Genomic DNA, 24,250 nt, shown 5'->3' with positions numbered 1-24,250 from the left:
AGCCGGTGCAGCCCGTCAGGGGCGTCGCCGAGGAGGCGAGGTCGTAGGTTTGCTTGTAGGTCAGGCTGGAGCCGGAATACTCATACCGGTAGACCTTGCCATTGTTGGCCGGCACGAACAGGGTGTCAAACATGTCGTCGTGGCTGCTCGAGCCCGGATCGAGGATGGGCGCAAGGCCCTTGGCCGTGGCGCTATCGGGAAGATTCATCGACTGGACGGTGGCTCCGAAATTGTCCGTCTGAATCACATAGAGCGTGCCGCTGTCCGAGACCACATAGGCGCGCTTGCCTGCCGGGCTCAGGGTGATCGCGGAATTGGTGAAGGTGTCGTTGAGCGGGATTGAATCATTGCTCACTTTGGGAGTGGTCACATTGGTTTTGATGAAGTTTCCATTGCGTGAAAGCGCATAAATACGCTTGCCCGAATCCGCCGCGATCGCGGTGGCCAGGCCGTTTGGCACATCGTCGGCGCCAACCGCCAGTGAGGCCACCGGAATGCCCTTGGCGCCCGCGTAATCCCAATCCGTCGTGCTGGCCGGCCAGTTGGCTTGCAGTTCGTAGAGCGAATTCGGCGCCGCGACCGGAGCGGGGGGCGGCGGGTTCAACGCCAAGCGCGCCGCCTGGGCCTCCACAAAGGCCTGCTGGCGATCGCCCAGACCGCGCATGCCGATGCGGTGGGTGCTCCAGTCGATCCCACGCGGTTCAGCCAGATTGGCGAGACCATCGCCCGTGGGAAACCCCACCGATGCCGGCATCCAGCCGGCGCAACCAGCCAGCACCAGGTTCGCAGTCACCAGACACAAGGTGACCCAAAAGCGCCAGACCGACGTCTGATTCCTCAGCTGTGGTTCCCGGACCATGCCCCACCTCAAGCGCGCCTGAGCAAGCGCCCCCAACAACATAACGGAAATTCGGCGCAAAACAAAAGACCTCGCACACACGCGACGAAATTTTCTTCTTTGGAAGGGAGCATCGCGATGAGAGCCCCGAGACGCGGGGCGGCGCAGCGAGCAGGGCCGTCCACGCGTGATCCGACGGCCCCGTGTCACAGGGACGGAGTTCCGTCGGTTTGCCGCCACCCGGCCCGTGGTATGGGGAGAGCATGAGACGCTTGCGCTGCGCTGCCCTGGTCCTGATCACGGTGCTGGCGAGTTGCGGCCCCAAGCCGCCGGCCGCGGAAGACAGTCCCACCAGCCCCAAGCGAGCGCCAACCCGCCCAGCCTCCTCGGTGCTGAGCGCCCCGGCGCTCAAACTGCCGGAGGGCGCCCGCACCCGCGTGGTGCCCCAGACCGCCCAAACCAGCCTGCTGACGGGCAAGGTCAAGCTGCTCTCGGACCAGGGTGGCGGCGTCATCAGCAACCGCTCGGGCACCCTGCTGAGCGATCAGGGGGGCACCGTCATCAGCAATCAGGGCGGCAACCTGGTGGCCAACAACGGGGGCAGCCTCGCGGGGCAGGCCAAATTGCTGCAGGCCGGGCCCCGCCCGGCACCGACCGAAGCCAGCCTGGCCGAGGCCGACGTGTACGTGGTCGATGGCGCCGGACGGATCCTGGTGAACGAACGCCTGCAGCCCCTGGGAGCCGTCTCGGACCCGCAAGGCCAGTACCGCATCCAGGCCACCTTGCCGACCGAAAACCTGGTGCTGCGCGTGCCGCTCTGGAACCAGGGCGTGCTGCTGGCGATCGCCCCACGTGACGCGGCCCAGGAAGCCGAAACCCCGATCGACACGGCCTCCTCGCTGGGCGCCGCCTACGTGCTCGAACGGCTGGTCCAGGGCAGCACCAAGACGCTCGACAAGTTGCCAGCCGTCGAGGCCGTCCGCCTGCGTGAGAGCCTGGAGGCCGCTCGCGGCCTGCTCGCCCAAGCGCCGGTCTACAAGGTGGAGGAACTGGCCAAGTTGACCGCCACCCTGCGTGGCCAGGCCAAGCCGGTCCAGACCAGCCTGGAGGCGATCGAAGCGCTGCTGCTTGGCCAGGCGAACCTGGGCAATGGCCTGTCGGCCTTGGCGGTGCCGCTGTCTGGTCCCAAGGCGATCGCCGATGACGGGGCCGGCGGATTTTTCATCACCGAGGGGGCGCTGGGCCGGATCCGCCAGGTCAGTGCCAACGGACTGCTGACAACCTGGGCAGACCAGCTTCAGGGCGCGATCAAGGTCAATTTTTACTCGGCCTTCGACCTCGCGCGGGGCTCCGATGGGGCGGTCTACGTCATTTCCTCGCACGACGGCCAGGGCGTCCAGCGCATCGGCCCCGACGGCAGCGTGCGCCGGGTGGCGGGCGCCACGCGCATCGGGCGTGGCCCCCTCACCACCCCGGCCGACCAGACGGCGATCCTGCCCTGGACCCTCTGGGTGGACCGCGAGAACGTCTTGTGGATTGGCGAGACGAGCCAAGGCGGCGATCTGGCCACTCCCCCGCGCATCCTCAAGCTCGGCGCGGACAACTCCCTGTCGGAGCCGGCACCGGTGCCAGCCCGCTGGACAGGCGGCTCGGTGACCGGGCTGGGGGCCGCCGCGCACGGCAGCGTGTATGCCCTGTTCGTGCCGGGCAACACGTCCGCGAAGCAGGAGTACGAGGTCGCCAGGCTGGCCCCGGGCGGGTCGGAATGGACCCCGGTGCTGAGTGGCAAGGGGGGCGTGAGTCGGTATGGCGATCTGGTCGTCACGGAGGACGGCACCCTGTATGGCAGTGAGCCTGACGAAAATCGGATCTGGCGCTGGAAACCCGAAGGCGCCCGGGAAACCGTTTACGAAGCCACGGCCGACTCCGAACTGAAACAACCGACGGACCTGCAACTGCTGGCGAATGGCAAGTTGCGCGTGGTCTCCAGAGCCGACAATCGGATTTTCGAGCTGACCCTGGCCAGCGGCGAGGTGGTGGCGGTGGCGGGCAAGAAAGACAGCATCTCGGCGCAAGACGGCGTGTCCGTCAACTCGCCCGTGGCGCTGGCGCTCGATGCGGCCAGCAACGTGTACATTGCCGAGGCCGCCGGCGGGCTGATCAAGCGCTGGGACGGCAGCAGCCTGCAAACCTTTGCCGGCTCGCTCGACGGCTCCGGCGAGGATGGTCAACCCGCCACCCAGACCAGGCTGAACACCCCGATCAGCCTGGCCTGGCGAGACCGCTCGCTGTTCATCATCGATGAAGGCAACGGACGCCTGGTCGAGGTCAGTGAAAATCGGCCCAGCCGCACGGTCGTCAAGGGGATCTCCCAGGGCCCCGTGGTGGCGGGCGATCCGGTGGCCACCAACAGCTACGACATGAGTTCCTGCATCGCCCTGACGCGCGGTCCCGACAAGGCGCTCTACTGGGCCTCGGTGAAGGACAACCAGGTGCTGCGACTGCCCCCGAATGGCCCCATCTCGCTGGTGGCGGGCCTGGGTGGCAAGGGCGGTGATTCAGGTGAGGGCGTGGCCCCGGTGGAAGCCCGGCTCAACTCGCCCTTCGGGCTGGCCTTCTCCCCCGACGGCGACCTGTACATCTCGGATAGCGGCAATCTGCGCATTCGACGAATCCGTGGGGGCGCCGACAGCGCCAGAACGCTGGAAAATTTCGCGGGCCTCAATCGCATCCAAACGGTGCTGCGCATCGAGAGTCGAGACTTCTCGGGAGGTGACCTGGTGGCCTCGGCCACCCCCTTGATGGTGCCGGGGCCCCTCTGTTTCGATGCCCGCGGGAACCTCTATGTCGGCGAGCTCGGCACGGCCAATCTGACGCTGCTGGCAGGGTTGGCCAAGGGTGTCGGAGAATTGCCGCTGAGCGAGTTGCCCAAGGTGCCGGCGCGAATCCTGAAAATTGCGCCCAACGGGGCCACCAGCGTGCTGGCAGGCCCCGGAGGACGCTTCTTCGCCGATGCCAACGCCGGCGACGCGCTGGTCTTGCCGACCCACCTGCTGATCGATGCGCAGGGCCGCCTGGTCATCGCCGACGTGGGGGCCAACCTGGTGCGCGTCTTGCCGGCCGGCTCGTTCTAGCCCCCCGCGTCTGCGACGCGCACCGCCCCGACGGCTGCGAGCGCAGGCCCCTGGCCCGGTCCCGTCTCCCGCGTCAGCCCAGGCCGCGTGCTATAATGGCGCCTCCCGCGCGATTCCAGGAGCGACGCCCTTGACCGCCTTCTCACCCGAGCTTGTGGACACCCTGACCCTGGGCGCCGCCGAGGTGTTGCCCGCCGGAGGGCTCGAGGCCAGGTTGAAAGCCGCGGCCGCCGAGGGGAGACCCCTGCGCGTCAAGCTGGGCTTCGACCCGACCAAACCCGACCTGCACATCGGTCATGCCGTGGTGCTATGGGCGCTGCGACGCTTTCAGGATGCGGGACACCAGGTGGTGCTGATCATCGGCGACTTCACTGCGCGCATCGGTGACCCCACCGGCAAGCAAGAGGCCCGTCCCCCGCTCACCAAGGACGAGGTCGAGGCCAATGCCCAGACCTACCTCGATCAGCTCGGGCGCATCATCGATCTGAGTCGGGCCGAGATTCGCCGCAACGGCGAGTGGCTGGAACCCATGGCCATGGAATCGGTGATTCGCCTGCTGGGGCAGTCGACCGTGGCCCAGATGCTGCAGCGGGAAAACTTTGCCCTGCGGCACGAGCGGGGCGATGCGATCGGGCTGCACGAGTTTCTGTATCCGCTGCTGCAAGGGCAGGATTCGGTGGTGATCCACGCCGATGTGGAACTGGGCGGCACCGACCAGAAGTTCAACAACCTGATGGGGCGGCACCTGCAAGAACAGGCGCACCAGGCGCCCCAGGTGGTCATGCTCTACCCGATTCTCGAAGGCATCGGCACCACCGAGAAGATGTCCAAGTCGCTCGGCAACACGATCGGCCTGACGGATGCGCCCAAGGCGATGTGGGACAAGGTCATGTGCATCGCGGACCGCCAGATGCCGGATTACTTCACCCTGGCCTCCGGCTTGCCGGCTCCTGAAATCCGGCGCCTGCTGGCGGACCTGGCGGCAGGTCAACTGCCCCCACGCGACGCCAAGGTGCGGCTGGCGCGGGCGATCGTCAGCCTGTATCATGGGCCGGCCGTGGCCGAGAAACTGGCCAGTGGCTCGCTCGATACGGCCGATATGCCCGCCTTCGCGGTGCCGGACGGCACGCCGGTGGCCCGCTTGCTGGTGGCCTTGAAAATGGCCAACTCCACCAGCCAGGCGCGTGAGCGCCTGAAAGAGGGGGCCGTGAAACTGCTGCGGGCCGAAGGCGACCATTATGCGGTCGAACGGGTGCTGTCAGACCCCAACGAGGCGATCGCCCTGGGGCCGGACGGGCAGGTCGTGCAGGTCGGCAAGCGCATGGCCCACGCCAAACCGGACGGCACCACCCCGTGAAGGGGGCGTCCGGCCGCTGGCTGGCCCAGCAAGCCAGGCTGAACGGCCCCACTCCCGACGAGGCCGACGACCGATGATCCAGACCAACGGGATGGCCTGGTCCCTGCCCTTTCAGGAACACATTCCCCAGGAACCCGACCGGTTCTGGATCCAGAACATTGCCCGGCAACTGCCGTTCCTGGCGGACTTCATTCCCGCCGACCTGCTGATCCACGCGCCGCTGGAGGGCGGACGCTTCGTCACCATTGCCGAAGCCAAGCCGACCGTCCGCCAGAGCTTCTACCGCCGCCCGCAGGTTGGTCACATCTTCACCCCGGAGCATTCGTCCGCCATCTGGCAGGCCTTCCACTCCGGGGAACTCGCCGATGGGGCGATCGGCAAGGTGGTGAACGGGCAACCCATGAACCAGGTGGCCTACCCCCTGGTCGGCGTCGACGGCGTGGCCGCCCTGATCGTGGTCGAGCGCAACCTGTACGAGGAACTCAAGCACGCGGAAAGCAAGCGCCAGCTCTACCGCACGGCGATCACCCGCCTGGTCCGAACCCTGATCGAAAAGGCGCGCGTGAGCTCGCTCGCGCTGCCGCCCATCCAGCCTGGTGACGCGCTGCTGCTGCTCAACGACGCCGGCACGATCATGCACGCCAGCGCCGTGGCCCTGAACCTGGCCCGGCGCCTCGGCGTGCCGGAACAGCTCGAAGGGCTCGACTGGCACCAGACCTTCGTCACCCAGCACGAGTACCGGCCGGTCCACACCAACCCGGTCTTCAGCGAGAACGAACTGGTGACCCAGAACCTCACCATGGCCGTGCGCACCATTCCGGTGCAACCATCGGACGGCTTCGTGGACCACGTCAAGGTGCTGCACGACGTCACCGAACTCAAGCAGAAGGACCGCGAGATCGTGGTGAAGAGCACGCTGGTCAAGGAGGTCCACCACCGCGTGAAGAACAACCTTCAGACCGTGGCGGGTCTGCTGCGCCTGCAGTCCCGTCGCAGCCGCAACGAAGAGGTCAAGGCGATCCTGCAGGAAAGCATCGCCCGCATCGCCAGCATCGCCCTGGTGCACGAGTACCTGAGCCACGACGACGTGGGCGTGGTCGACGTCAAGGACCTGGTACAGAACCTGATTTCCTCGACCCTGCAGGGACTCGTGGACCCTTCGCAGCGCATCACGACCAGTCTGGACTGCCCGGCCCCGGTCACCCTGCCCTCGGCCCAGGCCACCTCCACCGCCCTGGTGGTCAACGAACTGCTGCAAAACACCATCAAGCACGCATTCAGCGGGCGCCCGCAGGGCCACGTGCGGGTGGGCCTGCAGGAACTGGACGAGGGTGTGCTGTTCACGATCGAGGACGATGGCGTCGGCATGCCGGCCGACTTCACGCCCGAACGGGACGGCAACCTGGGCTGGCAGATCATCAAGACCCTGGTGCGGGACGACCTGCAAGGCCAGCTCACGATCGAACACCCGGCCGGGACGCGCATCAGCCTGCTGGTGCCGCATCCCGCCCCCGGCTCCTTGATCCGGGAAACATGAAGCAGCCTATAATGAAGAGCCCGTTGAAGGAGACCGCCCCATGAGCAAACGCCTGCGCATCCTGATCGCCGATGACGAGTCGATCATCCGGCTGGACATGAAAGAAATGCTGGAAGAGCGCGGTCACGAGGTGGTGGGCGAGGCCGTGGATGGCCGCGTGGCGGTGGAACTGGCGGCCAAGCTGGAGCCGGACCTGATCGTCATGGACGTGAAGATGCCCCACATGGACGGGCTGGAGGCCGTCAAGGCCATCAACGAGCCGGGCAAGCGCCGCATCCCGGTGATCATGGTGACGGCTTACTCCGCGCCCGAGCTGGTCGAGCAGGCCGTGGAACTGGGCGTGTTCGCCTACCTGGTCAAGCCGATCAAGGAGGCGGACATCATGCCCACGATCGAGGTGGCCATGAGCCGGGCGGAAGAGATGCAGGCGCTCAGCGACGAGATCGCGAACCTCAAGGACGTGCTGGAAACGCGCAAGCTGGTCGAGAAGGCCAAGGGCATCCTGATCGACACCTACGGCATCACGGAAGCGGAAGCCTTCCGCCGCATCCAGAAGCTGTCGATGAACAGCCGCAAGCCGTTGCGCGAGATCGCCGACGCGATCATCCTGGCGCGCGAGGTCAACAACCCTGAACTCTCGAACAAGGGTCGCTGAGCCCTCACGGGAGAGTTCCTTGCAGACAGGCAGCGCGCATGCTAGGCTGGCGCGCCGTCCTCCCCTCGTCTGAAAGGAACTCATTCATGGGCTTGCCAACCCGCGTGCTGCGCGGCCTCGCTGCTGTGGCCTGTGCCACCGCCTTGACCGGCTGCTACACGCTGAGCTTCAACGTCGATGACATCTACGGCTCCGCGCAGCCGAAACCCCAGACCATTCGCAGCTTCAAGCTCGAGGTCAAGCACCACCACCTGTTCTCGGGCCTGCTGACCATCAGCAACTCCGCGGAGATCGCGGAGGCGGTGGCCCGTGAAGTCAAGCGAGCCGGCGGCCGGGCCGCGGCCAACGTGCGCATCACGCATCAGGAAACCCTGCTCGACGGCCTGATTGGGAGCCTGACCGGCGGTACGCTGTACGTGCCCACCACCTCCACCGTCGAAGGCGACGTGGTGCGTTGAAGGAGAAGATGTTCATGCAAACGAAATTCCTCAAACTCCTGACCGCGGGCCTGCTCGCCACCGCGCTGACGGGCTGCTTCCGCGTCTCCTACGACCTGGATGGGATGAGCGCGATGCAACCGGGAGAGGCCGTCCGAACCTTCCGGACGGAGCTGAAATCGACCCACCTGTTGCTGGGGCTGGTCAACCCCAACGAAAAGCTCGTCCGGGAAGCGATTGCGCGGGAAGTCAAGCAGGCAGGCGGCAAGCGTGCGCAGCACGTGCGCCTGACCCGCGAAATCGACCTGGTCGACGGTCTGATCACCTCCCTCACGTTCGGCCTCTATTCGCCCTGGTCGCTCGTGATCGAGGGCGACATCGTCCGCTGAACCCGGCCTGCAACCCTGTGCCCCGGCCCGCTTGGGCCGGGGCTTTGCGTTGGGGCGCTCGACCTGCTTTCATGAGGCTGCCCTTCCCGACGACGTGATGGAGCCGATTGCCATGCCCGCGCCCTTCGACCCGCGCCAGTTCAGGCCCGAAAGCCTGATGATGAGCCACGGATACGACCCGTTCCTGTCGGAAGGCGCCGCCAAGCCCCCCATCTTCATGACCTCGACCTTCGTCTTCCGCCGGGCGGAAGACGGCGAGCAGTACTTCAAGTGGGCCTATGGCCTGGAAGAGCGCCAGCCCCACGAAACCATGGGGCTGATCTACTCGCGCCTGAACAACCCGGGCTTGCAGATCCTGGAAGAGCGCCTGGCGCTATGGGACGGTGCCGAAGGCGCGCTCACCTTCGCAAGCGGCATGGCCGCCATCACCACGGCGATCCTGGCGCACGTGAAACCGGGCGATGTGGTGCTCTACAGCATGCCAATCTACGGCGGCACGGAGTACCTGCTCGAAAAGATCCTGCCCAAGTTCGGCGTCACGGTGCAGGCCTTCCCGGCCGATGCTGGCATCGACGAGCTGGAGGCGCTGGCCCAGGCGGCGGGCGATCGCCTGGCGCTGTTCCTGCTCGAGAGCCCGGCCAATCCGACCAACCTGATGATCGATCTGGCCCCGATCGTGGCCCTGGCGGCGCGTTGCTCGACGCCTGCCCGGCGCGTGCTGACCTTCGTCGACAACACCTTCATGGGGCCCCTGTTCCAGCATCCCCTGCGCCACGGGGCGGACCTGGTGCTGTACTCCGCCACCAAGTTCATCGGCGGCCACAGCGATGTGGTGGCAGGTGCGGTGGCCGGGTCGCGCGAGGTGCTGGGGCCCATCACGGAATACCGGACCATCATGGGCTCGGTGCCTGACCCGTTCAATTGCTGGCTGCTGCTGCGCTCGCTCGAAACGCTCAAGGTGCGCATGGAAGCGCAAGCGGCGACGGCCCGGCAACTGGCCACGGCCCTGGCCGCGCATCCCGCCGTCGACCGCGTGCTCTACCCCTCGCTGTTGCCCCAGGGCACCTCGCAGCGCGCGATCTTCGAGCGGCAATGCAGCGGCGCCGGCTCGATCGTCTCGTTCGAGGTGAAAGGCGGCAAGCCCGCCGCCTTCCGTTTCCTGAATGCCGTGCGCCTGGCCAAGCTGGCGGTGAGTCTCGGCGGCACGGAAACCCTGGTGGAGCATCCTGCAACCATGACCCACGCCGACATCGCGCCCGACGTGCAACGGCGCTTCGGCATTCAGCCTGGCCTGGTGCGCATGTCCGTCGGGCTCGAAGCGCCTGAAGACCTGATGGCCGACCTGGCGCAGGCCCTGGAAGCCAGTCAGCAAGGCACGGTCTAGCTTCGGGAACCAAATCGCGCCCCGCCGGTCAGAGCGGATATGCCCTCCGCACTTCCCGTGGCACGAATCCCGCTGCCGGCATTACAATGGCGCCATGACGCCCCACGCCACGTCCCGTACGGGACCGTGAAGACGGACCATTCCCCTGTGGCCCGAGAAGTCATCGACCTACCGGAAAGCACCCTGCTGCCGCGCGCGCGGGCAGGCGACGGCAAGGCGATGGAAGCCCTTTTCCGTCGCCATCAAGCCGCCATCCATCAGCTCGTGTATCGCATGCTGCATGGGGCGCCCGAAACCGAAGACCTGGTGCAGGACGTGTTTCTGAAAGCCTTTCGGGGCCTGCCTGACTTCAAAGGCCAGAGCAGCTTCAAGACCTGGCTGTACCAGATCGCCACCCACCATTGCCTGAACCATCTGGCCCGGGCTGAACGACGTTTTGTTCACGAATCGCTCGAAACGCCCGCGGAAGACCCCAGCGCCACGCCGCTGGGCGAGCGTTTGCCCGCCTCCAGCCCGGGGCCCGAGGAAGCGGTGGCCCAGGCGGAACTGCGCAGCCGCATCGAAGCGGCGATCGCCCAGCTGGCCCCCGATTACCGCGCCGTGCTGGTCTTGCGGGACATCCAGGACCTGTCTTATGAGGAGATCGCCGAGACCCTGGGGCTCCAGCTCGGCACCGTGAAGTCGCGCCTCGCGCGCGCGCGCAAGCAGGTGCAAGCCTGGTTGGGAGATCTGCGTGATGAAACCAGCCGCCTGTGAGGCCTGGCTCGAGGCCATCTCGGCTTACCTCGACGGCAGCCTGACCAGCGAGGAGGAGCGGGCCGTGCAGGCGCACCTGCACCACTGCGGGGCCTGTGCCGACATGCTGATCGACTGGGTGCCGATGATCCAGGCGCTGCGGGCCCTGCCTGAACCGACGCCTCAGCGGGACCTGTGGCAGGCGATCGCCGAGGAACTCCGGCACGAACCGCCCGCACCACGTCGCCTGCGCCTGCCTGAGCAGCTGTCGCGCCATTGGCCGGGCGTGGCGGTGGCCGCGAGCGTGTTGATCCTGCTCTGGAGTGGAGGGCTGGCCTGGCTCTCGGACGGGGTCTGGGGCCCGCCTGTACCGGTGGCCGATCTCGACACGTACTGGCATCAGCACGACGCGTTCGACCTGGAGGAGAGTCTGACGAGCCGCTTCGGCCCGGCGGTCGACACCGTCGAGGCCAGCTACGGACTCGACCCGTGAGGTGGCGTCGCTCACTCGGCCTGCTCTGGTTCTTCGGGCTTTCGGGCCTGGCTGGCCCCGGCCAGGTCGAGGCGGCCCCGCTGACGCCGGACGCGATCCTGAGGGCCCGGGAAACCCTGCACTACAGCGGGCTGATCAAGGTCACCACCTTCAGCGAACGTGGTGAAAAGGTCCGCCGCCTGCGCGTCACGCAGGTGGGCTCACGCGGGACGCGCCAGGAGTTCCTGGACGCCCAGGGTCACCTGAGCGATCTGGTCACCGTGAACGGCGGCGTGCGCTGGCACTACGCGCCCCGCCAGGGCAAGGTCACCGTGTCGGCCACGGAGTCGGAGGGCAGCCTCTCGCAACGCCTGGCCCTGGTGAAACGCAATTACGACTTCCGCGTGCTCGGGCAGTTGCGACACCTCCAGCGCCTGACCCTGCTGGCGCAGTTCCGACCGCGCCAGCACGGCAACCTGACCCATCGCCTGTGGGTCGACCAGCTGACGCGGCTGCCGCTCGTGGTGGAACGCCGCGATGAGCAAGGGCGGCTGGTCGACCGCTCGGAATTTCTCAGCCTGCGCCTGAACCCCGTGGAGGCGGCCAGGGCCCTGACCTTTCAATTGCCCGCCGCCGTCAAGGTTCAGTCCCAGAATACGATGCTGGCGCGGGGAGATGCCGCGACCCCCTTGCCGGTCGGCCTGACATGGCGACCGCCGCCCCCCCGCCAGCTGCCCGCCGGCTACGCCCTGATTCAATGGCAATACTTCCTGGACCATCGTCAGGTGCCCACCTTTGCCTGGCGCTTTCACGATGGACTGGCCTTGCTGTCCTGCTTTGCGACCGACGCCCGCAGCCAGGCCCGTCGGCCCGCAGAGGGACAACCAATCCGGATCGGTGGCCACCCCGGATTTGCGCTTCAGCACGGCCACAAGCGACTGCTGAGCTGGCAACAGGGCCCAACGGCCTACACCCTGGTGGGGGAGTGTCCGGAAGCCTGGTTGAACCAGGTGGCCGAGAACACGCCCTGATGGCGACGCCCATCGCGGCGGTCAGCAGAGAATGGATTGGCTACGCGATCCGGCACTACGGCCAGGGATGCTTGGGGTAGCGGCGACGCAACTCCTTCTTGACCTCGGGATAGGTGCGGGCCCAGAACCCGTCCATGTCGAAGGTTTTCTGAACCGTGCGGTAATTCGGGGCCAGAATGTCGAACAGCACGGGCACGCGCCCCTCGAAGAGCGATAGGGTGCCCCCCAGGCCGATCATGTCACCGAGGCGAGCCGACAGTTCCGGCGGGCCCTCTTCCGGATAGCGAATCCGGGCGCTGCGCCCCGACGGCAATTTCCAGCTGAGCGGGGCAGCGCGCTCGATGCGGGCGATCGCCTCCCAGCCCACGTAATCGTGCAATGCCGCAATCAGCTCGCGTGGCGTGATGCCCCCAAGCCCCGTCTTGCCCTGAACGACTTCGTGATACAGCACTTCCCAGTCATCCCGCTCGAGGCGCGGAATGCCCATCTCCGGCCAGACCTCGGCCGCCTTGCGCACCCGCGCGACCCAGCTGGCTACCTCCTCATCCCAGGCGGGCAAGCTGAGGTCACCGGCCAGCCATTTCTCGACCATCAAGCTTTCCGCAGCCCGCCAGTCCCATTCCTCCGGCGGCAGAGTCTCCCGTCGCGTGACCACCCCGGCGGACACCCAGTGGCGCTCCTGCACCACACGCGCCCGCGCCGCATCCCAGCTCACCACGCAGCGAGACGTCTCGGCCGCCTCAAGCCAGGCGGCCTCCAGCGGCAAGTAGAGGGGAATCGTGGCGTGTCGACCGCTGGCCGCCTCCACGGCGTGTAACTGCAGCACCAGGATCAGTTCGGGGGGATCCCCCTGGGGCACCAGGCCACGCCGGCCATCGCGCAACACGTAGGCTTTCTCACCTCGTGCCGCCACGCGTTCCGGCAGGGCCAACAGCCAGCAACGGGTGATCGCCTCCCGCTGCGCCGCCAACGTCTCGCCATCCCAGACGCGCGGGGCCGATGGGGCCGGCAACGGCGGCTGGGCCGCGCGACAGAGCTGTCGCCAGGTCTCCAGCACGTCCCGCTCCCAGGCGTGACCGGCCCGCCGCGGGCCTGACGCCTGTAACATGTCGACCGCCAACCAGAGCAGGTCGGGCTCATCGGCGATCCGGCGGCGATCGGCCACCTCGAGAATCGCGACCATCGCGGCCGCCAGTTCGAAACATCCCGCCAGAGCGGCCGCCACCAGCACCCTGGCGTGGGCCGGGGCCACCGGGTAGCGCAACAACTGCTCCCCCAGCGGCGTCAGAGCACCGCCTGAGTCCAGGGCACCCAGCTGCCGCAGGCGCTCGTGCGCGCGCAACCACGGCCCTTCGGGCGGTGCGAGCAACCAGAGCGGGGCCGCCGGCAGGCTCGCCACCTCCAGGGCCAGCCGGGCCAGGTCCCGCCGGGCGAGTTCCGGGGGCAACGCCTCGGGCAAGCTGCTTTCCAGCGACGAGGCCCAGAGCCGGAGGCAACGTCCGGGACCGGTCCGTCCCGCGCGCCCCATCCGCTGGATCATGTTGGCGCGCGCCACCCACCCCAACCGCAGGCGATCGAACTCGCTCTCCGGGTCGTAATCCGCGATCCGCGCCTGGCCACTGTCGATCACTGCCGTCACCCCCGCGATCGTCAGGCTGGTCTCGGCCACGTTGGTGGCCAGCACCACGCAATCACGTTCGGCCGGGCGCGACAAGGCGCGCTGCTGGGCCTCGGGGGACTGGGCGCCGTGCAGGGCCAGCACCTCCCGCTCCGGCCACTCGCGCTGGAGCAGGTCGGCCGTCCGCTGAATCTCGGCCACGCCCGGCAGGAACACCAGCACGGAGCCCTGCTGGGCGGTGGCGTCCAGGTGGCGCAAGGCCCGTAAGACGTGAGCCGGAAGGGCCTCTCCGGCACGCGGCGGTAAGTATTCCAAGGCCACCGGATGGGCTTCCGAGGCCACCGACAGACACGGCGCCTGGGCCCAGGCGCCCTGCCAGCTTTCCCCGTCGAGCGTGGCCGACATGACGACGAGTTGCAGGTCAGGGCGCTTGCTCTCGCGCAAGCGGGTCAGCCAGGCCAGCACCGCGTCAGCTTCCAGACTGCGTTCGTGGAACTCGTCCAGCACCACGCAGGCCACCCCGGCCAGGTCCGGCCGTTCCCGCACGCGCTGCCAGAACACGCCATAGGTCTGGAACCACAGGCGCGTCTGCGGGCCGCCAGCCCGGTCGAAGCGGACCCGATAGCCGATGCGTTGCCCGAGCGGTTCACCCAGCAACTGCGCCACCCGCTGCGCCAGCGCCCGTGCCGCCACCCGACGCGGCTGAAGCACCACCACCTCGCCCGCCTCGCCGGTGAGCGCCCAGGGCACGCGCGTCGACTTGCCGGTGCCGGGCGGCGCCTGCAGCACCAGGCGCCCGTGGGCCTGCAGGGCGGCGCGGATGGCCGGCAGGTGCGCGTCGATGGGATAGCAGGCAGGGTCGGACACCTCCCCATGATAGACCACCGCGCGAGGGAACAAAGTCGGGTATGAGAAGAACACAGCGAACCGACCCTCAGGAGAAGGCCATGCGCAAGCACCCCGTCGTTCTGACCACTGCCACCTGCGTGCTGGCCCTGCTGGCAGCTGCCTGTGGTCCGTCCGATATGCCGGTGCGCCCGAAAAGCGCCAAGGCAGCCGCCAGCGCCAAACCCAAGGCGCCGGCGGTGGCGACGGGGCCCGTGCTGACAGGCGTCGCCAGAAGCCCGGCCTCGCTGCTCAGCACCAACGGCGGGGGCATCATCAGCTCCAACACGGCCGGCATCCTGGCCAACAATGCCGGAGGGCTGGTCTCCAACAACGCGGGCGGCATCCTGTCGAGCAACACGGCTGGCTACTTGCTCCTGCAACAGCTCCCGCCGGTGTTCCGCTTGCTCGCCGAGGAGATGCGTCCGATCGCCAAGCGCAAGGCCCACTTGCTCGATGCCTCCCGGCGCCGCGTGCGCGGCGTGAACCCAGTTGAAACCGATGCCCAGGGACGCTTCACCTTCACGGACGTACCACCCGGCAACAACTGGATCGTCGAGGTGCAACTCGACAGCTTCGCGCTCTCGGCCCTGGGACGGGTCGACAGCCCGAACCTGGAGGTCAATCCCATCACCACCATCGTCACGGAACACCTGCGACATCAGTTGCGGGACCAGCCGGCCGCCCTGCGCATCCTGTCGGTGGCCGACTACACCAAACTGACCGGCGAGGTGGCGCAGGAGGTGGCCAAAGGCGATGTCCGCATCGACCTGTCGAACACCATCAAGGCCGCCCAGACCTTCGAGCAGATGGCGGCCAAGGTGCCCGCCCTGGCCAAAACCAGCTCCGCGCTGGTGTCCGCCACCCGCACGGAATTCAAGACGGCCCAGAGCGCCGGAAAACTGGACGTCGAGCTGACCGAAGAGGAGGTCATCCCGCCCGTGGCGAGCGTGGCCAGCCTCGACCTCGCTCCGCTGGCCAATGCGTTCGCCGCTTATGTGAAGACGCGTCAGATCGGCATCCCGCGGGACATCGGTCAGGGCAGCCAGGTGGCGCTCTGGAATGGGCTGCCGGCGCAGTGGTTCACCGGGGGGGCTGATACGCGCGGGCACGCGGTGGTGCTGTACGGTCCCAAGGGCCCGAAACTGATCCGCAACGAGTTTTACGATCGCTACATTTCAGCCGCCCAGTACTGGACGCTTGGCGCCCCGACGGGCGACGAAGAGGAACTCCCGGGCGACCTGATGGTGGCCGGTACCCCCCACAAAGGTCCCCACCGTCAGCAGGCTTTTGAAAACGGGGTGCTGGCCTTCACGCCCACCTCCGGCATCGTGATGCGGCTCAACGGCAAATCCTTCGAGGCAGGCGAGGGTCAGCGCGAGGGCATTGTCTATCCGCCCCCGGGCATCCCGGCCGTGGTCGTCTCCACGCATCTGGGAAGCTCGCGCGGCGACGAGGATGGCAACCCCTCGGAGGCTCGCTTCAACATGCCTTGGGGCATGGCCGCCGATGCCGAGGGCACGCTGTACATCTCAGACAACGGCAATGGCCGCATCCGGCGCATTGACGGGGAGGGCAAGGTCACCAGTTTCACCGACTCGTTTGATGCCGTCATGGCGCTGCCGGGCATCTCGGGCCTGACCGCAGCCGGCCCGAACAACCTGTTCGTGCTGGCCGACAACAGCGTGTACAGCGTGCGCAATGGACGGCCGCCGTTGCGCATCGCCGGAAGTCTCGTGGCCGGAATGGCCGATGGACCGGGCGACCAGGCCCGCTTCGGTTACCCCCGCGGCATCGCCCTGAGCCAGGACGGCAAGACCCTGTTCGTCTCCGATGCGGTCAATCATCGCATCTGCAAGATCGCGCTGGACACCCCCGAAAAAACCGTCACGACCTATGCCGGGGGCGGGGGGTCAGGCCTGAAAGACGGCAAGGGAGGCGAGGCCCGCTTCCATCACCCGCACGGCCTCTTTCTCGACGGCAGTGGCATTCTGTACGTGGCGGACAGCAGCAACCACGCCATTCGGCGCATCACCCCGGACGGCACGGTGTCGACCCTCTCCGGGACCACGGGGCAGCCAGGCTCCCAGGATGGTCCCGCCTCGGGTCCCGCGAATCAGGTGGCGATGTTCACTCGCCCGATGGGCATTGTCATGAACCAGGACGGCGACCTGTACGTGTCTGAAGAAACGGGCTGCGCCATTCGCAAGATCGCGCTGGGAACGGCACGCACCTACACCCTGGCAGGCCACAAGAACCGGGCGCGCTTCCAGGACGGTCCTGGCGACGTGGCGGGCTTCAACGGTCCTGCCGGAATCTTCCTCGACCGCAACGGGCAGATCTTCGTGGCGGACCGCGACAACCACCGCATCCGCAAGCTCGTCTTCAGCGTCGCGTTCCAGGCGGTGACGCCCCCGCCCGACAACTCAGCGGCCGAGGACGACGAATAGCGCCGAGCCGGGCGCGGCGGGCCGGCTGGGTCGAGTCCGCTCTCCGCGTCTGGAGCAAGCGTCAGGGAAGCTTGGAGTCGAGCGGACGTCCCCCCTGACGCGCCGCCAGCGAGGCCAGATCATAGCCGAGGGCCCGCACCAGCCGAACCTCGGCCACGTGAAGGTCGTTCACGGCTTGCAGATAGTTGTTCTGGGCCTGGAGTAGGGTGTTCTGAACGTCGGTGACTTCAAAGGGCGTGGCCACCCCGGCCTGATAGCGGCGCAGCGCCAGCCGATACGCCTCCTGGGCCGCGGCGAGCCCTTCGCGCGAGGCCACCACACGTTGTTGCGCTTCCTGACGACTCTGAAACTGCTGCCGGATCTCGAGCGCCACGCGCTGGCGTCCCTGTTCCAGTTGAAGACGTGTCACGCGCGCCTGCTCGAAGGCCGCGGCCATGCGATTGCGGGCCCGAAAGCTGTCGAACAAGGCCCAGTTGACCGTCACGCCAGCCTGGAACTGTCCCTCGCTCAGGTTTCGCTGAGCATAGCGACTCCCGGCCTGCAAGGTTGGCCAGAGCGCCCGGCTTTCCAGTTGCACGCGCGTCTCGTCGGCGGACTGCCGGGCCTCGAGCTGCAACACCTCCGGGCGCCGGGTCAGCGCCGCCGTCAGGTCGCGGTCGAGGCGAACCGGCAGCGAGGGCAAGGCGACCTGGGACACCAGGGGGCGATCGCCGAGCGGGGCATTGAGCACGTTGCTGAGATTCAGGCGCGCCACGTTGACGGCATTGCGCGCCTGCGTCAGTTGCCCCATGGCGTTGGCCAGCTGGGCCCGCTGCTGCAGAACCTCGGAGCGGGTCCCGGTGCCGGCCTTGAAGCGCAGTTCGCCGAGGCGCAGATGCTCCTGCGCCTGCTGCAGGGTCTGCTGCGCCACCCGCGCCAGGCCCTCGCTGCGCAGCACGTCAAAGTAGGCGACGGCCGCCTGCAGCATGGCATCCTGCTCCGCCTGGGTGGCAGCCAGCTTGCCGATGCGCAGGTTGAGGTCGAGGATGGCGACCTGGTCGCGCGTGGCGAACGCATCGAAGATCACCTGATTGGCGCTGACGGTGGTGTCCACGTAGGCCCCGGTGGCCGGGAAGCCGACGATGTTGCCGAACCCGCCGCCGGAAAAGGCGCGCGCCGAGGAACCTGGCAGTTCCTGGTAATTGGCGCTCGAAGAGACGGACACCGACGGCAAGGCGTTGGAGAGGGTCGAGGCCTTCTCCGCCTCCGTCACCTCGAGGGTTTGCCGGCTTTGCAGCACCGCCAGGCTGTTGGCACGCGCCAGTTGCAAGGCCTCGGTCAGGCTCAAGGCAGCCAGCGTCTCAGCCGCGACGGCCGCGGCTCCCAGCAGGCCCCAGGCGCACGCCAGCGCCAAAACAGGCGCTCGCATCACGGTTCGAACCCCTTCGGGGCACCACCCGGCGTGTAGTGCATCTGGAGCGAAAACAGGCGAGCCGAGTCTTCCCCGCCCCCACCCCACTGGTCGCCCTGGTAGCCCAGGCCCAGCCGCATCCCCGGCACGACCTCATAGCCAACGACCGCGCGCAGATCCGTCAGCCAAGCGCTGCCAAAAGGACGCCCCGGCGCTTTGGCGGCCGCCCACACGGCGGGATACCAACCATAGCTGGTTTCCAGGTGAAAGCGTCCACGCCCCGGACGCCAGGCCAGCAGAGCGACCGGCCCGAAGGCCTGGCGCGTCTGCTCCCAGTCGAGGTCGCTGCCGGTGTAAGGGATGTCATTGTTGTTGGGGACCGTGTTCGACCAGCGATAACCGGCCAGCGCAGCCACTTCCAGATCGGGCGTGGCCAGCGGCGTCAACAGGCCCAAGCGCAGGGCCCCTTGCCAGGTGCTGGGGCGGAAGGCCGGATTGGCGACCCGGTCAAGCCCGCTCACGTCCACCGGGGTTTCATGGTGGGACCCCTCGGCTTCGATCAGCAGCGGCCGCAGTCGAAACCGCAGGCCGACCCGGTAGTCATTGTTGGCCCAGCCCTCGGCCCGCGCGCCCCCGGCCTGCAGCAGCTGCTGCCGCAGCCGATAAGCGAAGATCATGCCCGTGTTGAGGGGCGCCAGGTCCGCCGGGCCCTGGCCCAGCTGATCAGCGGCCAGCATCGGGGAGGCGGGGATGAAGCCTGACACCGCCGTCATCGTGAGCCGCAGCGGAGCGGTGGCGCCGGCCGTGACAGGCACGCTCAAGGGCTCGTACCCCACGGCCGAGACGGTCAGGGTGGCCCCGGCCGCGCGCTCCAGCAACAAACGAAACTGGCCATCCGCCTGGGTGAAGGTGGAACTCACCGCCCCCTCCTGCTGCACCAGCACGCTGGCCAACGGGGCCCCACTGGCCGCATCCACCACCGTCCCTTGCACCGTGGCCGGCAGGCCTGCAGCGGGGCGCGCGGGAGACGGTTTTGGAGGGGCCTCGGCGAAGGCGGCCAGCGGGGCCAGGCCCAACGACAGCAGCGCGTAAAGAGGGGTCAGGCAGCGTTTCATGAGGTTCTCCACGGGCTACCGGTTCTCGATCGTGACGAGCGGGGTCGACGAGGTAAAGGTGTAGACCCGATTGGGCGACACCTTCTCGAAGGCATCGACCCGGATGAAATAGGCTCCAGGGGGCTGCAACACCACCGAGGTCGTCCCGAGCACCGAGATGGTTTGCTGGGTTTCCCAGGTGAAGGACTTGCGTTTCGCATCGTCGGCATCCGTCATCTGGATGGCGGTCCAGCCGGCCAGCGGGTTGGTGCTGGTGTACCAGAGGTAGGTGAAGCGATCCTCGTCGACGCCGCGTGCGTTCAGCTTGAGCGTCACGTTGGCCCCGCGAGGCACCACCGCCTGCGGGGGATCGGTCGTGATCAGCGGGCTCGCGCCCTCGGTCACGGACACGACCGGATCGGTCGTGGTGAAGGTCCGCACGCTGCCGTTGGGCTCCGGCACATCCGCCCGGAAGCTGTAGGTGCCGGCCTCGTTGACGACCAGGTCATTGGTGCGACCCGTTCCGAGCATCGGCACCCAGACGAGCCCGGCGGCCGAGGCGCCGGTGCGGGCGTAGTACCAGGTCACCTGCTTGGCCCCCGGCAGCTCCATGTTCAGCTGCAGCGCCACGCGATCGCCGCGTTCCACCGCCCCCGGCGTCGCACTGATGAGCCCCGTGGCCTCAGAAACGACCACGGCGGCTTCCGGTGAGATGAAGCTGGCCACCGCGCCTGTGGTGGGGGAGAGGACATCGGCCTTGAGATACCAGGACCCGATCGCGGCAGGCAGCCAGTCGAGCGTGGTGCCGGCCCCGGCGATCGCCGACCACGGTCCCTGAGGCGACGCGGCATAGCTCCACGACACACGAGGATTCTCGATCGCCAGTCCGGCCGGCGGCGTGAAGGTGAGCCGCACGGACTGTCCCCGCGTCACGCCACCGCGGGGCGGCGTGGTGGTGATGACGCCCTTGCTCTCGGTCACGAACACGATCGGCGCGCCCGTCACCGTGGTGTAGGCCCGCTGGGTCTTGCGGTCGACCGCGTCGATGCGGACGAAATAGTTGCCCCCCTGCGCCGGGGTCCATTCGGCCTCCTTCTCACGAGAGGGGATGGGCAGCCAGGGCGCCGTGCCTGTCGTCGAATAGGACCAGGTGAACTGGTACTGCTCCGGCGTGGCCGTCGTGTTGGCCCGCAGTTTCACCGGCATCCCGCGCACCAGGAAAGCCGGAGAGGGCTCGACCAGCACGGCCGGATCGCCAAACGGCAGGGGCGAGCCACTTTGCAGGGTGACAATCTGGCTTTCGCGCTCATCCGCGATGAAAACGGCCTCCCAGTTGCCGGCCACATCGGGCTCGAGACGCGCGCCGGACGGGACGGTGAAGGTATAGTGACCGCCCGAGGGACGGCTGACGACCACGCTTTGGCCCCCCACCGCCACCTTCAGGTCACGGGCCTGCCGCACCAGGGCCGGCAGACCCTCCGGCGAGTCGATCGTGACCACGGTGCCGCCGGCCCCTGGTGTCAGGATCGCCCGCACCCCGGCTTCCGGGCCGACCACGGGCCGAGCGGGCGTCGCCAGGGTGTTGATTTCGGACTCGCAGCCGGCCAGCGAGGCCACCAGCAAGCAGGGAATCAGCCATCCAGCCAAGGAGGCTTTCGGTACCACGGAACGACGGGGCGACAGGGCCAGCATGGGCGAACCTCAAAAAGTTTTCACAGCGAAACAATTTAGCAGCATGAATATAAGGTGGCAAGCGCCATCCGGCGAAGCGCCGGCATGTCACCGTCGATCGCAGCAAAATATTTTACATGCAAACTTTTTTTCCCTTACACTGAGGAAGGGAGCCTGGCCCCGATGCCTCTCGTGAAGGAAGCCGTCCGTTGTCCCGTGACGCCGAACACCAAGCTGAAGTGGAAGCTTACGAACACGTGATGTCACGCCTGGTCGGCGCCTACCGCGGCCGCATCACGCGCGTCTGTCGCACGGTCAAGCTCACGCCGCCGCAGCTGTGCGCCCTGGAAACCATCCAGCGGCTCCAGCGAACCAAGATGTCGCCGCTGGCCGAGGAACTGAACCTGTCGATGGGGGCCGCCTCGACCCTGATCGACCGGCTGGTCACCCGCGGCCTGGTGGCCCGCGATGCGGACCCGGTCGACCGACGGGCGGTCTACGTCAGCCTGAGCGCCAGTGGACGCGATGTGCTCGGCGCGGCCTGCGAGGCCAGACGCGGCCTGGTTCGGCAGGTATTTCAGGCGCTTTCCCCGACCGAACGGACCACCCTGATGCAAGGCCTTGGCCTGCTGGCGGATGCCTGGGAACGCGTGACCGAAGGCACGCCGGAGGGCAGCACGGCAGCACCGGACGGGCCGGGCTGCCTGTCGAGCTGAACCACCGGAGCCCCCTCGTTCGGCCAGACCCGCCGTCAGGCGTTTTCCTGCGACGCCGGCATCGACGAAGCCGCACTCCCCCGCGTGCTTCGGGGATCAGGCACGCGCGTCAGGAAGTAGATGCCACCGGCCAGAAACACCAGCTGGGCGGCCAGCGCCACCTGGTAAGCCAGCTTGCCGTGGCTGGCCAGGGCCGCCACCAGCACCCCCCACGTCAGGGGCCCCAGGATCGCCGCAAAGTCGTTGCAGAGCACGAACAGGCCGAAAAACTCGCCGCGCCGCTCAGCCGGCACCAGTTCGGCCAGCAAGGGACGAACGGTGACCAGCACGCCGCCGAAGGCCAGCCCCAGCGCCGGTCCGAGCAGCGTCAGCACAATGGGTGGGTTCTGCACCAGCACCAGGCTCGCAAAGCCTAAGAAGAGAAGCGACAAGACCCCCAACAAGGCCCGCTTGGGGGTGTAGCGGTCGGCCAGCCAGCCCCAGCCCAGCGCGCCGATCAGGGAGGTGGCGACGGTGGTCAGCAAGAAGCGCTGAAGCGAACCCGTCGTCTCGGATAGACCGATCACCTTGACCAGGTAGATGCTCATGAAGTCGCGCACCGTGTTGATCGTGTCGAAGAAAAGAAAGCTGGCCACCAGTAGCATGCCGGCCCCGTACAGGGTCGGGTCCCGCCGCAGTTCGCCCAAGAGCTTGCGCCACGACACGTGATGGTCCGCCGAGGGTGCAGGCGCCCCCCGCGCAGCCTGCGGCTCCGGGGTCAGGAGCAGGGGCAACGACGCCAGCAGGGCCAGCGCCGCCGTGGGCCAGAACACGGCCTGGCTGCCGCCTGCCACCAAACCGCTCACGGGCTTGCCGAAGAGCTGGCCGGTGGCAAAGGCCATCCCGATGGTCACGGCCACCATCGATCCGGTCAGGCCGATCGCCCGCCCATAACCGCTGATCCGACCGACCCGCTCCGGCGGCGCGATGGTGGGCAGCAGCGCGTTGTAGAAGACCGCCGACAGTTGCAGGCCGAGGTTGGCCACCCCGAACAGCAGCAAGCCCACCCACAGCGTGTCGACCAGGCCCAGCGCAAAGCCGCCAGCCACATACACGGCCGTACAGGTGATCAGGAACGGCTTGCGGCGACCGATCCGGTCGGACCAACCGCCCAGCGTCGGCGAGAGTAAGGCCACCACCAGCATCGAACCGGATTTGGCGAGCCCATAGACCAGGTCGGAGGCCCCGTGGTCCTTGACCACCCACAGGGCGAAATAGGTGGAGATGAAATTCATGTAGAACGCCGTGCTGGCGAAATCGTAGAGCGCCCAGGCGTGGATGGGCCAGCGAGGCTGAGGGGTCGACATGGCGGGCTGGGTTCCTCCGACGGACAGGCGTTCGTTTCCCCCTTACCCGTCCCAGGTCCGGACAGCCAACCTGGCGCGGTGATCAGGCGAAAAAATTTCCGGCGGCCGGCTAGCAAGTTTAAGCCGCCTTAAGCGATATCCATAGAAGAGCATAAACAAGCCTTAAGGGCATCACCTCGAGGCGCCCCCGAGCAGGAGGATCCAACGGATGAGTGAGATGAACATCAGCGGCGTCCATCGTGTGGGCCCCTATGCTGGCGTTCGCCGGATCCTCGACCCCCAGCAACCGCCCGCGAGCGTGGCCCCAGCGCCGTCTTGGCCTGGCACGCCTCCGCCGCCGGCCTGGCCGAATCCGGTCACGCCCATGCCGCCGAGCGGGGTCTACCCGAATTTCCCGCCCGTTTCAGCACCCCCGCAGCCGACCTTTCCGACCCGCCCGCCCTTTTCGGGAGCCCCCGCCTACCCGACCCTGCCGAGCTACCCCAGCCGGCCCACCCATCCGACCTATCCCAGTCAGCCCGGCTACCCCTACCCGGGCCCGCAACCCGGCGGTGGCCAATTCTTTCAGGACCTCTGGTTCGGCATCAAGGAACGGAGCTTCGAGGTGGGGCAGTTCCTGCGTCACCCCCTCGACCCGACGCTGCGCCGGCCCTACTGGCGGCCCAATCCCTATGCGCCACGCCGCAGCGGGGAAGTGGTCGGCCGCTGGCTGGTCAACGGCACCCTGATCGTGGGCGCCCTGCTCGCGGGCCGCGCCCTGGTCGGCGGGGTGGGCGGCGGCGGTGCCGGCGTCGGCTTTCGGGGCGGATTGTCCGGTGTCTTTGAGGTCCTCGCCACGCCCTTCCGCTGGCTCGGTCAAGGCCTCAGCGCCCTGGCTCAGGGAGCCGTCAACGTGTTCGGCTTCCTGGGGCGCGGCATCGGGGCGATCGGCAGTGGTTTGCTGAGTGCCGCGGGTGCCGTGGTGCGCGGCATCGGTTCGGTCTTCAGCGGAATCGGCAACGCCATCGGGGGGCTGTTCTCCGCCCTCTTCGGTGGGGCCCGCGTGGGCCTGGGCTGACACCCTTTTTTATCCTCCATCCTCACACACACGCACACACAACCTGAAAGACCT

19 protein-coding genes are annotated in these 24,250 nt (G+C 67.6%); 13 read left to right on the top strand and 6 right to left on the bottom strand.

All coding sequences use genetic code 11. From position 1 onward, the window contains the following. On the bottom strand, positions 1-859 hold an 859-nt coding region (locus VKP62_14195; GenBank protein ID MEB3198346.1), incomplete at its 3' end, for a hypothetical protein. Between the two features lie 242 nt (positions 860-1,101). Between VKP62_14195 and VKP62_14190 the strand changes: the two genes are divergently transcribed. The 10 genes from VKP62_14190 (at position 1,102) to VKP62_14145 (ending at position 11,969) form a co-directional block, all read left to right on the top strand. Continuing rightward, positions 1,102-3,972 (top strand): hypothetical protein, encoded by a 2,871-nt coding sequence (locus tag VKP62_14190; GenBank protein ID MEB3198345.1) that lies wholly within the window; start codon positions 1,102-1,104, stop codon positions 3,970-3,972. A gap of 130 nt (positions 3,973-4,102) precedes the next feature. After that, positions 4,103-5,329 (top strand): tyrosine--tRNA ligase, encoded by a 1,227-nt coding sequence (tyrS, locus tag VKP62_14185; protein MEB3198344.1) that lies wholly within the window; start codon positions 4,103-4,105, stop codon positions 5,327-5,329. A 73-nt stretch (positions 5,330-5,402) separates the two neighbouring features. Beyond that, on the top strand, positions 5,403-6,866 hold the full coding sequence (locus VKP62_14180) for a histidine kinase N-terminal domain-containing protein (protein ID MEB3198343.1): 1,464 nt from the start codon (positions 5,403-5,405) through the stop codon (positions 6,864-6,866). A 40-nt stretch (positions 6,867-6,906) separates the two neighbouring features. Then, positions 6,907-7,521 (top strand): response regulator, encoded by a 615-nt coding sequence (locus VKP62_14175; protein ID MEB3198342.1) that lies wholly within the window; start codon positions 6,907-6,909, stop codon positions 7,519-7,521. A gap of 86 nt (positions 7,522-7,607) precedes the next feature. Then, the gene (locus tag VKP62_14170) at positions 7,608-7,979 is read left to right on the top strand and encodes a hypothetical protein (GenBank protein MEB3198341.1); all 372 of its coding nucleotides are present in this window, start codon (positions 7,608-7,610) and stop codon (positions 7,977-7,979) included. A gap of 14 nt (positions 7,980-7,993) precedes the next feature. Then, positions 7,994-8,347 carry a hypothetical protein gene (locus tag VKP62_14165; protein ID MEB3198340.1) on the top strand — a complete coding sequence of 118 codons (354 nt, stop codon included), beginning with the start codon at positions 7,994-7,996 and terminating at the stop codon, positions 8,345-8,347. A gap of 112 nt (positions 8,348-8,459) precedes the next feature. Continuing rightward, positions 8,460-9,731, top strand: coding sequence for a cystathionine gamma-synthase family protein (locus tag VKP62_14160; GenBank protein MEB3198339.1), 1,272 nt, complete (start codon positions 8,460-8,462; stop codon positions 9,729-9,731). 147 nt (positions 9,732-9,878) lie between these two features. Then, positions 9,879-10,487 (top strand): sigma-70 family RNA polymerase sigma factor, encoded by a 609-nt coding sequence (locus tag VKP62_14155; protein MEB3198338.1) that lies wholly within the window; start codon positions 9,879-9,881, stop codon positions 10,485-10,487. Next, positions 10,465-10,959 carry a zf-HC2 domain-containing protein gene (locus VKP62_14150; GenBank protein MEB3198337.1) on the top strand — a complete coding sequence of 165 codons (495 nt, stop codon included), beginning with the start codon at positions 10,465-10,467 and terminating at the stop codon, positions 10,957-10,959. Before VKP62_14155 ends, VKP62_14150 begins: the two co-directional genes overlap by 23 nt. Then, complete coding sequence (locus VKP62_14145; GenBank protein ID MEB3198336.1) at positions 10,956-11,969, top strand: sigma-E factor regulatory protein RseB domain-containing protein; 1,014 nt, start codon at positions 10,956-10,958, stop codon at positions 11,967-11,969. Before VKP62_14150 ends, VKP62_14145 begins: the two co-directional genes overlap by 4 nt. 55 nt (positions 11,970-12,024) lie before the next feature. Here VKP62_14145 and hrpB read toward each other — a convergent pair whose 3' ends face one another. Next, a complete protein-coding gene (hrpB, locus tag VKP62_14140) occupies positions 12,025-14,508 on the bottom strand; it encodes an ATP-dependent helicase HrpB (GenBank protein MEB3198335.1) in 2,484 nt (827 codons plus the stop codon). 26 nt (positions 14,509-14,534) lie between these two features. Here hrpB and VKP62_14135 point away from each other — a divergent pair, with 26 nt between their 5' ends. Beyond that, positions 14,535-16,922 (top strand): SMP-30/gluconolactonase/LRE family protein, encoded by a 2,388-nt coding sequence (locus VKP62_14135; protein ID MEB3198334.1) that lies wholly within the window; start codon positions 14,535-14,537, stop codon positions 16,920-16,922. A gap of 61 nt (positions 16,923-16,983) precedes the next feature. On the opposite strand, the gene VKP62_14130 is transcribed toward VKP62_14135, so the two are convergent. Genes VKP62_14130 through VKP62_14120 form a run of 3 tightly spaced genes read right to left on the bottom strand, consistent with a single transcriptional unit; the run spans position 16,984 to position 21,098 of the window. Next, positions 16,984-18,330, bottom strand: coding sequence for a TolC family protein (locus VKP62_14130; protein ID MEB3198333.1), 1,347 nt, complete (start codon positions 18,328-18,330; stop codon positions 16,984-16,986). Then, entirely contained in the window at positions 18,330-19,427 is a 1,098-nt protein-coding gene (locus VKP62_14125; protein MEB3198332.1) for a carboxypeptidase-like regulatory domain-containing protein, read from the bottom strand. The genes VKP62_14130 and VKP62_14125 overlap by 1 nt, the downstream gene beginning before the upstream one ends. 15 nt (positions 19,428-19,442) lie before the next feature. Continuing rightward, positions 19,443-21,098 carry a hypothetical protein gene (locus VKP62_14120; GenBank protein ID MEB3198331.1) on the bottom strand — a complete coding sequence of 552 codons (1,656 nt, stop codon included), beginning with the start codon at positions 21,096-21,098 and terminating at the stop codon, positions 19,443-19,445. Between the two features lie 188 nt (positions 21,099-21,286). On the opposite strand from VKP62_14120, the gene VKP62_14115 reads away from it, so the two are divergent. After that, entirely contained in the window at positions 21,287-21,793 is a 507-nt protein-coding gene (locus tag VKP62_14115; protein ID MEB3198330.1) for a MarR family transcriptional regulator, read from the top strand. A 35-nt stretch (positions 21,794-21,828) separates the two neighbouring features. Here the strand turns inward: VKP62_14115 and VKP62_14110 are convergent, their stop codons facing one another. Next, the gene (locus VKP62_14110) at positions 21,829-23,139 is read right to left on the bottom strand and encodes an MFS transporter (GenBank protein MEB3198329.1); all 1,311 of its coding nucleotides are present in this window, start codon (positions 23,137-23,139) and stop codon (positions 21,829-21,831) included. A gap of 208 nt (positions 23,140-23,347) precedes the next feature. On the opposite strand from VKP62_14110, the gene VKP62_14105 reads away from it, so the two are divergent. Then, entirely contained in the window at positions 23,348-24,196 is an 849-nt protein-coding gene (locus tag VKP62_14105; protein ID MEB3198328.1) for a hypothetical protein, read from the top strand. The last annotated feature ends 54 nt before the right edge of the window (positions 24,197-24,250 follow it).

Source organism: Candidatus Sericytochromatia bacterium (genome assembly GCA_035285325.1).
Lineage (GTDB): Bacteria > Cyanobacteriota > Sericytochromatia > S15B-MN24 > JAQBPE01 > JAYKJB01.
This window is presented reverse-complemented; position numbering and strand designations above follow the sequence as displayed.

Excerpts from the sequence above, each read along its gene's own strand:
- VKP62_14120 (MEB3198331.1), bottom strand. The coding sequence starts at position 21,098 with ATGCTGGCCCTGTCGCCCCGTCGTTCCGTGGTACCGAAAGCCTCCTTG.
- VKP62_14170 (MEB3198341.1), top strand. The coding sequence starts at position 7,608 with ATGGGCTTGCCAACCCGCGTGCTGCGCGGCCTCGCTGCTGTGGCCTGT.
- VKP62_14105 (MEB3198328.1), top strand. The coding sequence starts at position 23,348 with ATGAGTGAGATGAACATCAGCGGCGTCCATCGTGTGGGCCCCTATGCT.
- VKP62_14190 (MEB3198345.1), top strand. The coding sequence starts at position 1,102 with ATGAGACGCTTGCGCTGCGCTGCCCTGGTCCTGATCACGGTGCTGGCG.
- VKP62_14160 (MEB3198339.1), top strand. The coding sequence starts at position 8,460 with ATGCCCGCGCCCTTCGACCCGCGCCAGTTCAGGCCCGAAAGCCTGATG.
- VKP62_14165 (MEB3198340.1), top strand. The coding sequence starts at position 7,994 with ATGCAAACGAAATTCCTCAAACTCCTGACCGCGGGCCTGCTCGCCACC.
- VKP62_14180 (MEB3198343.1), top strand. The coding sequence starts at position 5,403 with ATGATCCAGACCAACGGGATGGCCTGGTCCCTGCCCTTTCAGGAACAC.
- VKP62_14110 (MEB3198329.1), bottom strand. The coding sequence starts at position 23,139 with ATGTCGACCCCTCAGCCTCGCTGGCCCATCCACGCCTGGGCGCTCTAC.
- VKP62_14125 (MEB3198332.1), bottom strand. The coding sequence starts at position 19,427 with ATGAAACGCTGCCTGACCCCTCTTTACGCGCTGCTGTCGTTGGGCCTG.
- VKP62_14135 (MEB3198334.1), top strand. The coding sequence starts at position 14,535 with ATGCGCAAGCACCCCGTCGTTCTGACCACTGCCACCTGCGTGCTGGCC.
- VKP62_14130 (MEB3198333.1), bottom strand. The coding sequence starts at position 18,330 with ATGCGAGCGCCTGTTTTGGCGCTGGCGTGCGCCTGGGGCCTGCTGGGA.
- VKP62_14175 (MEB3198342.1), top strand. The coding sequence starts at position 6,907 with ATGAGCAAACGCCTGCGCATCCTGATCGCCGATGACGAGTCGATCATC.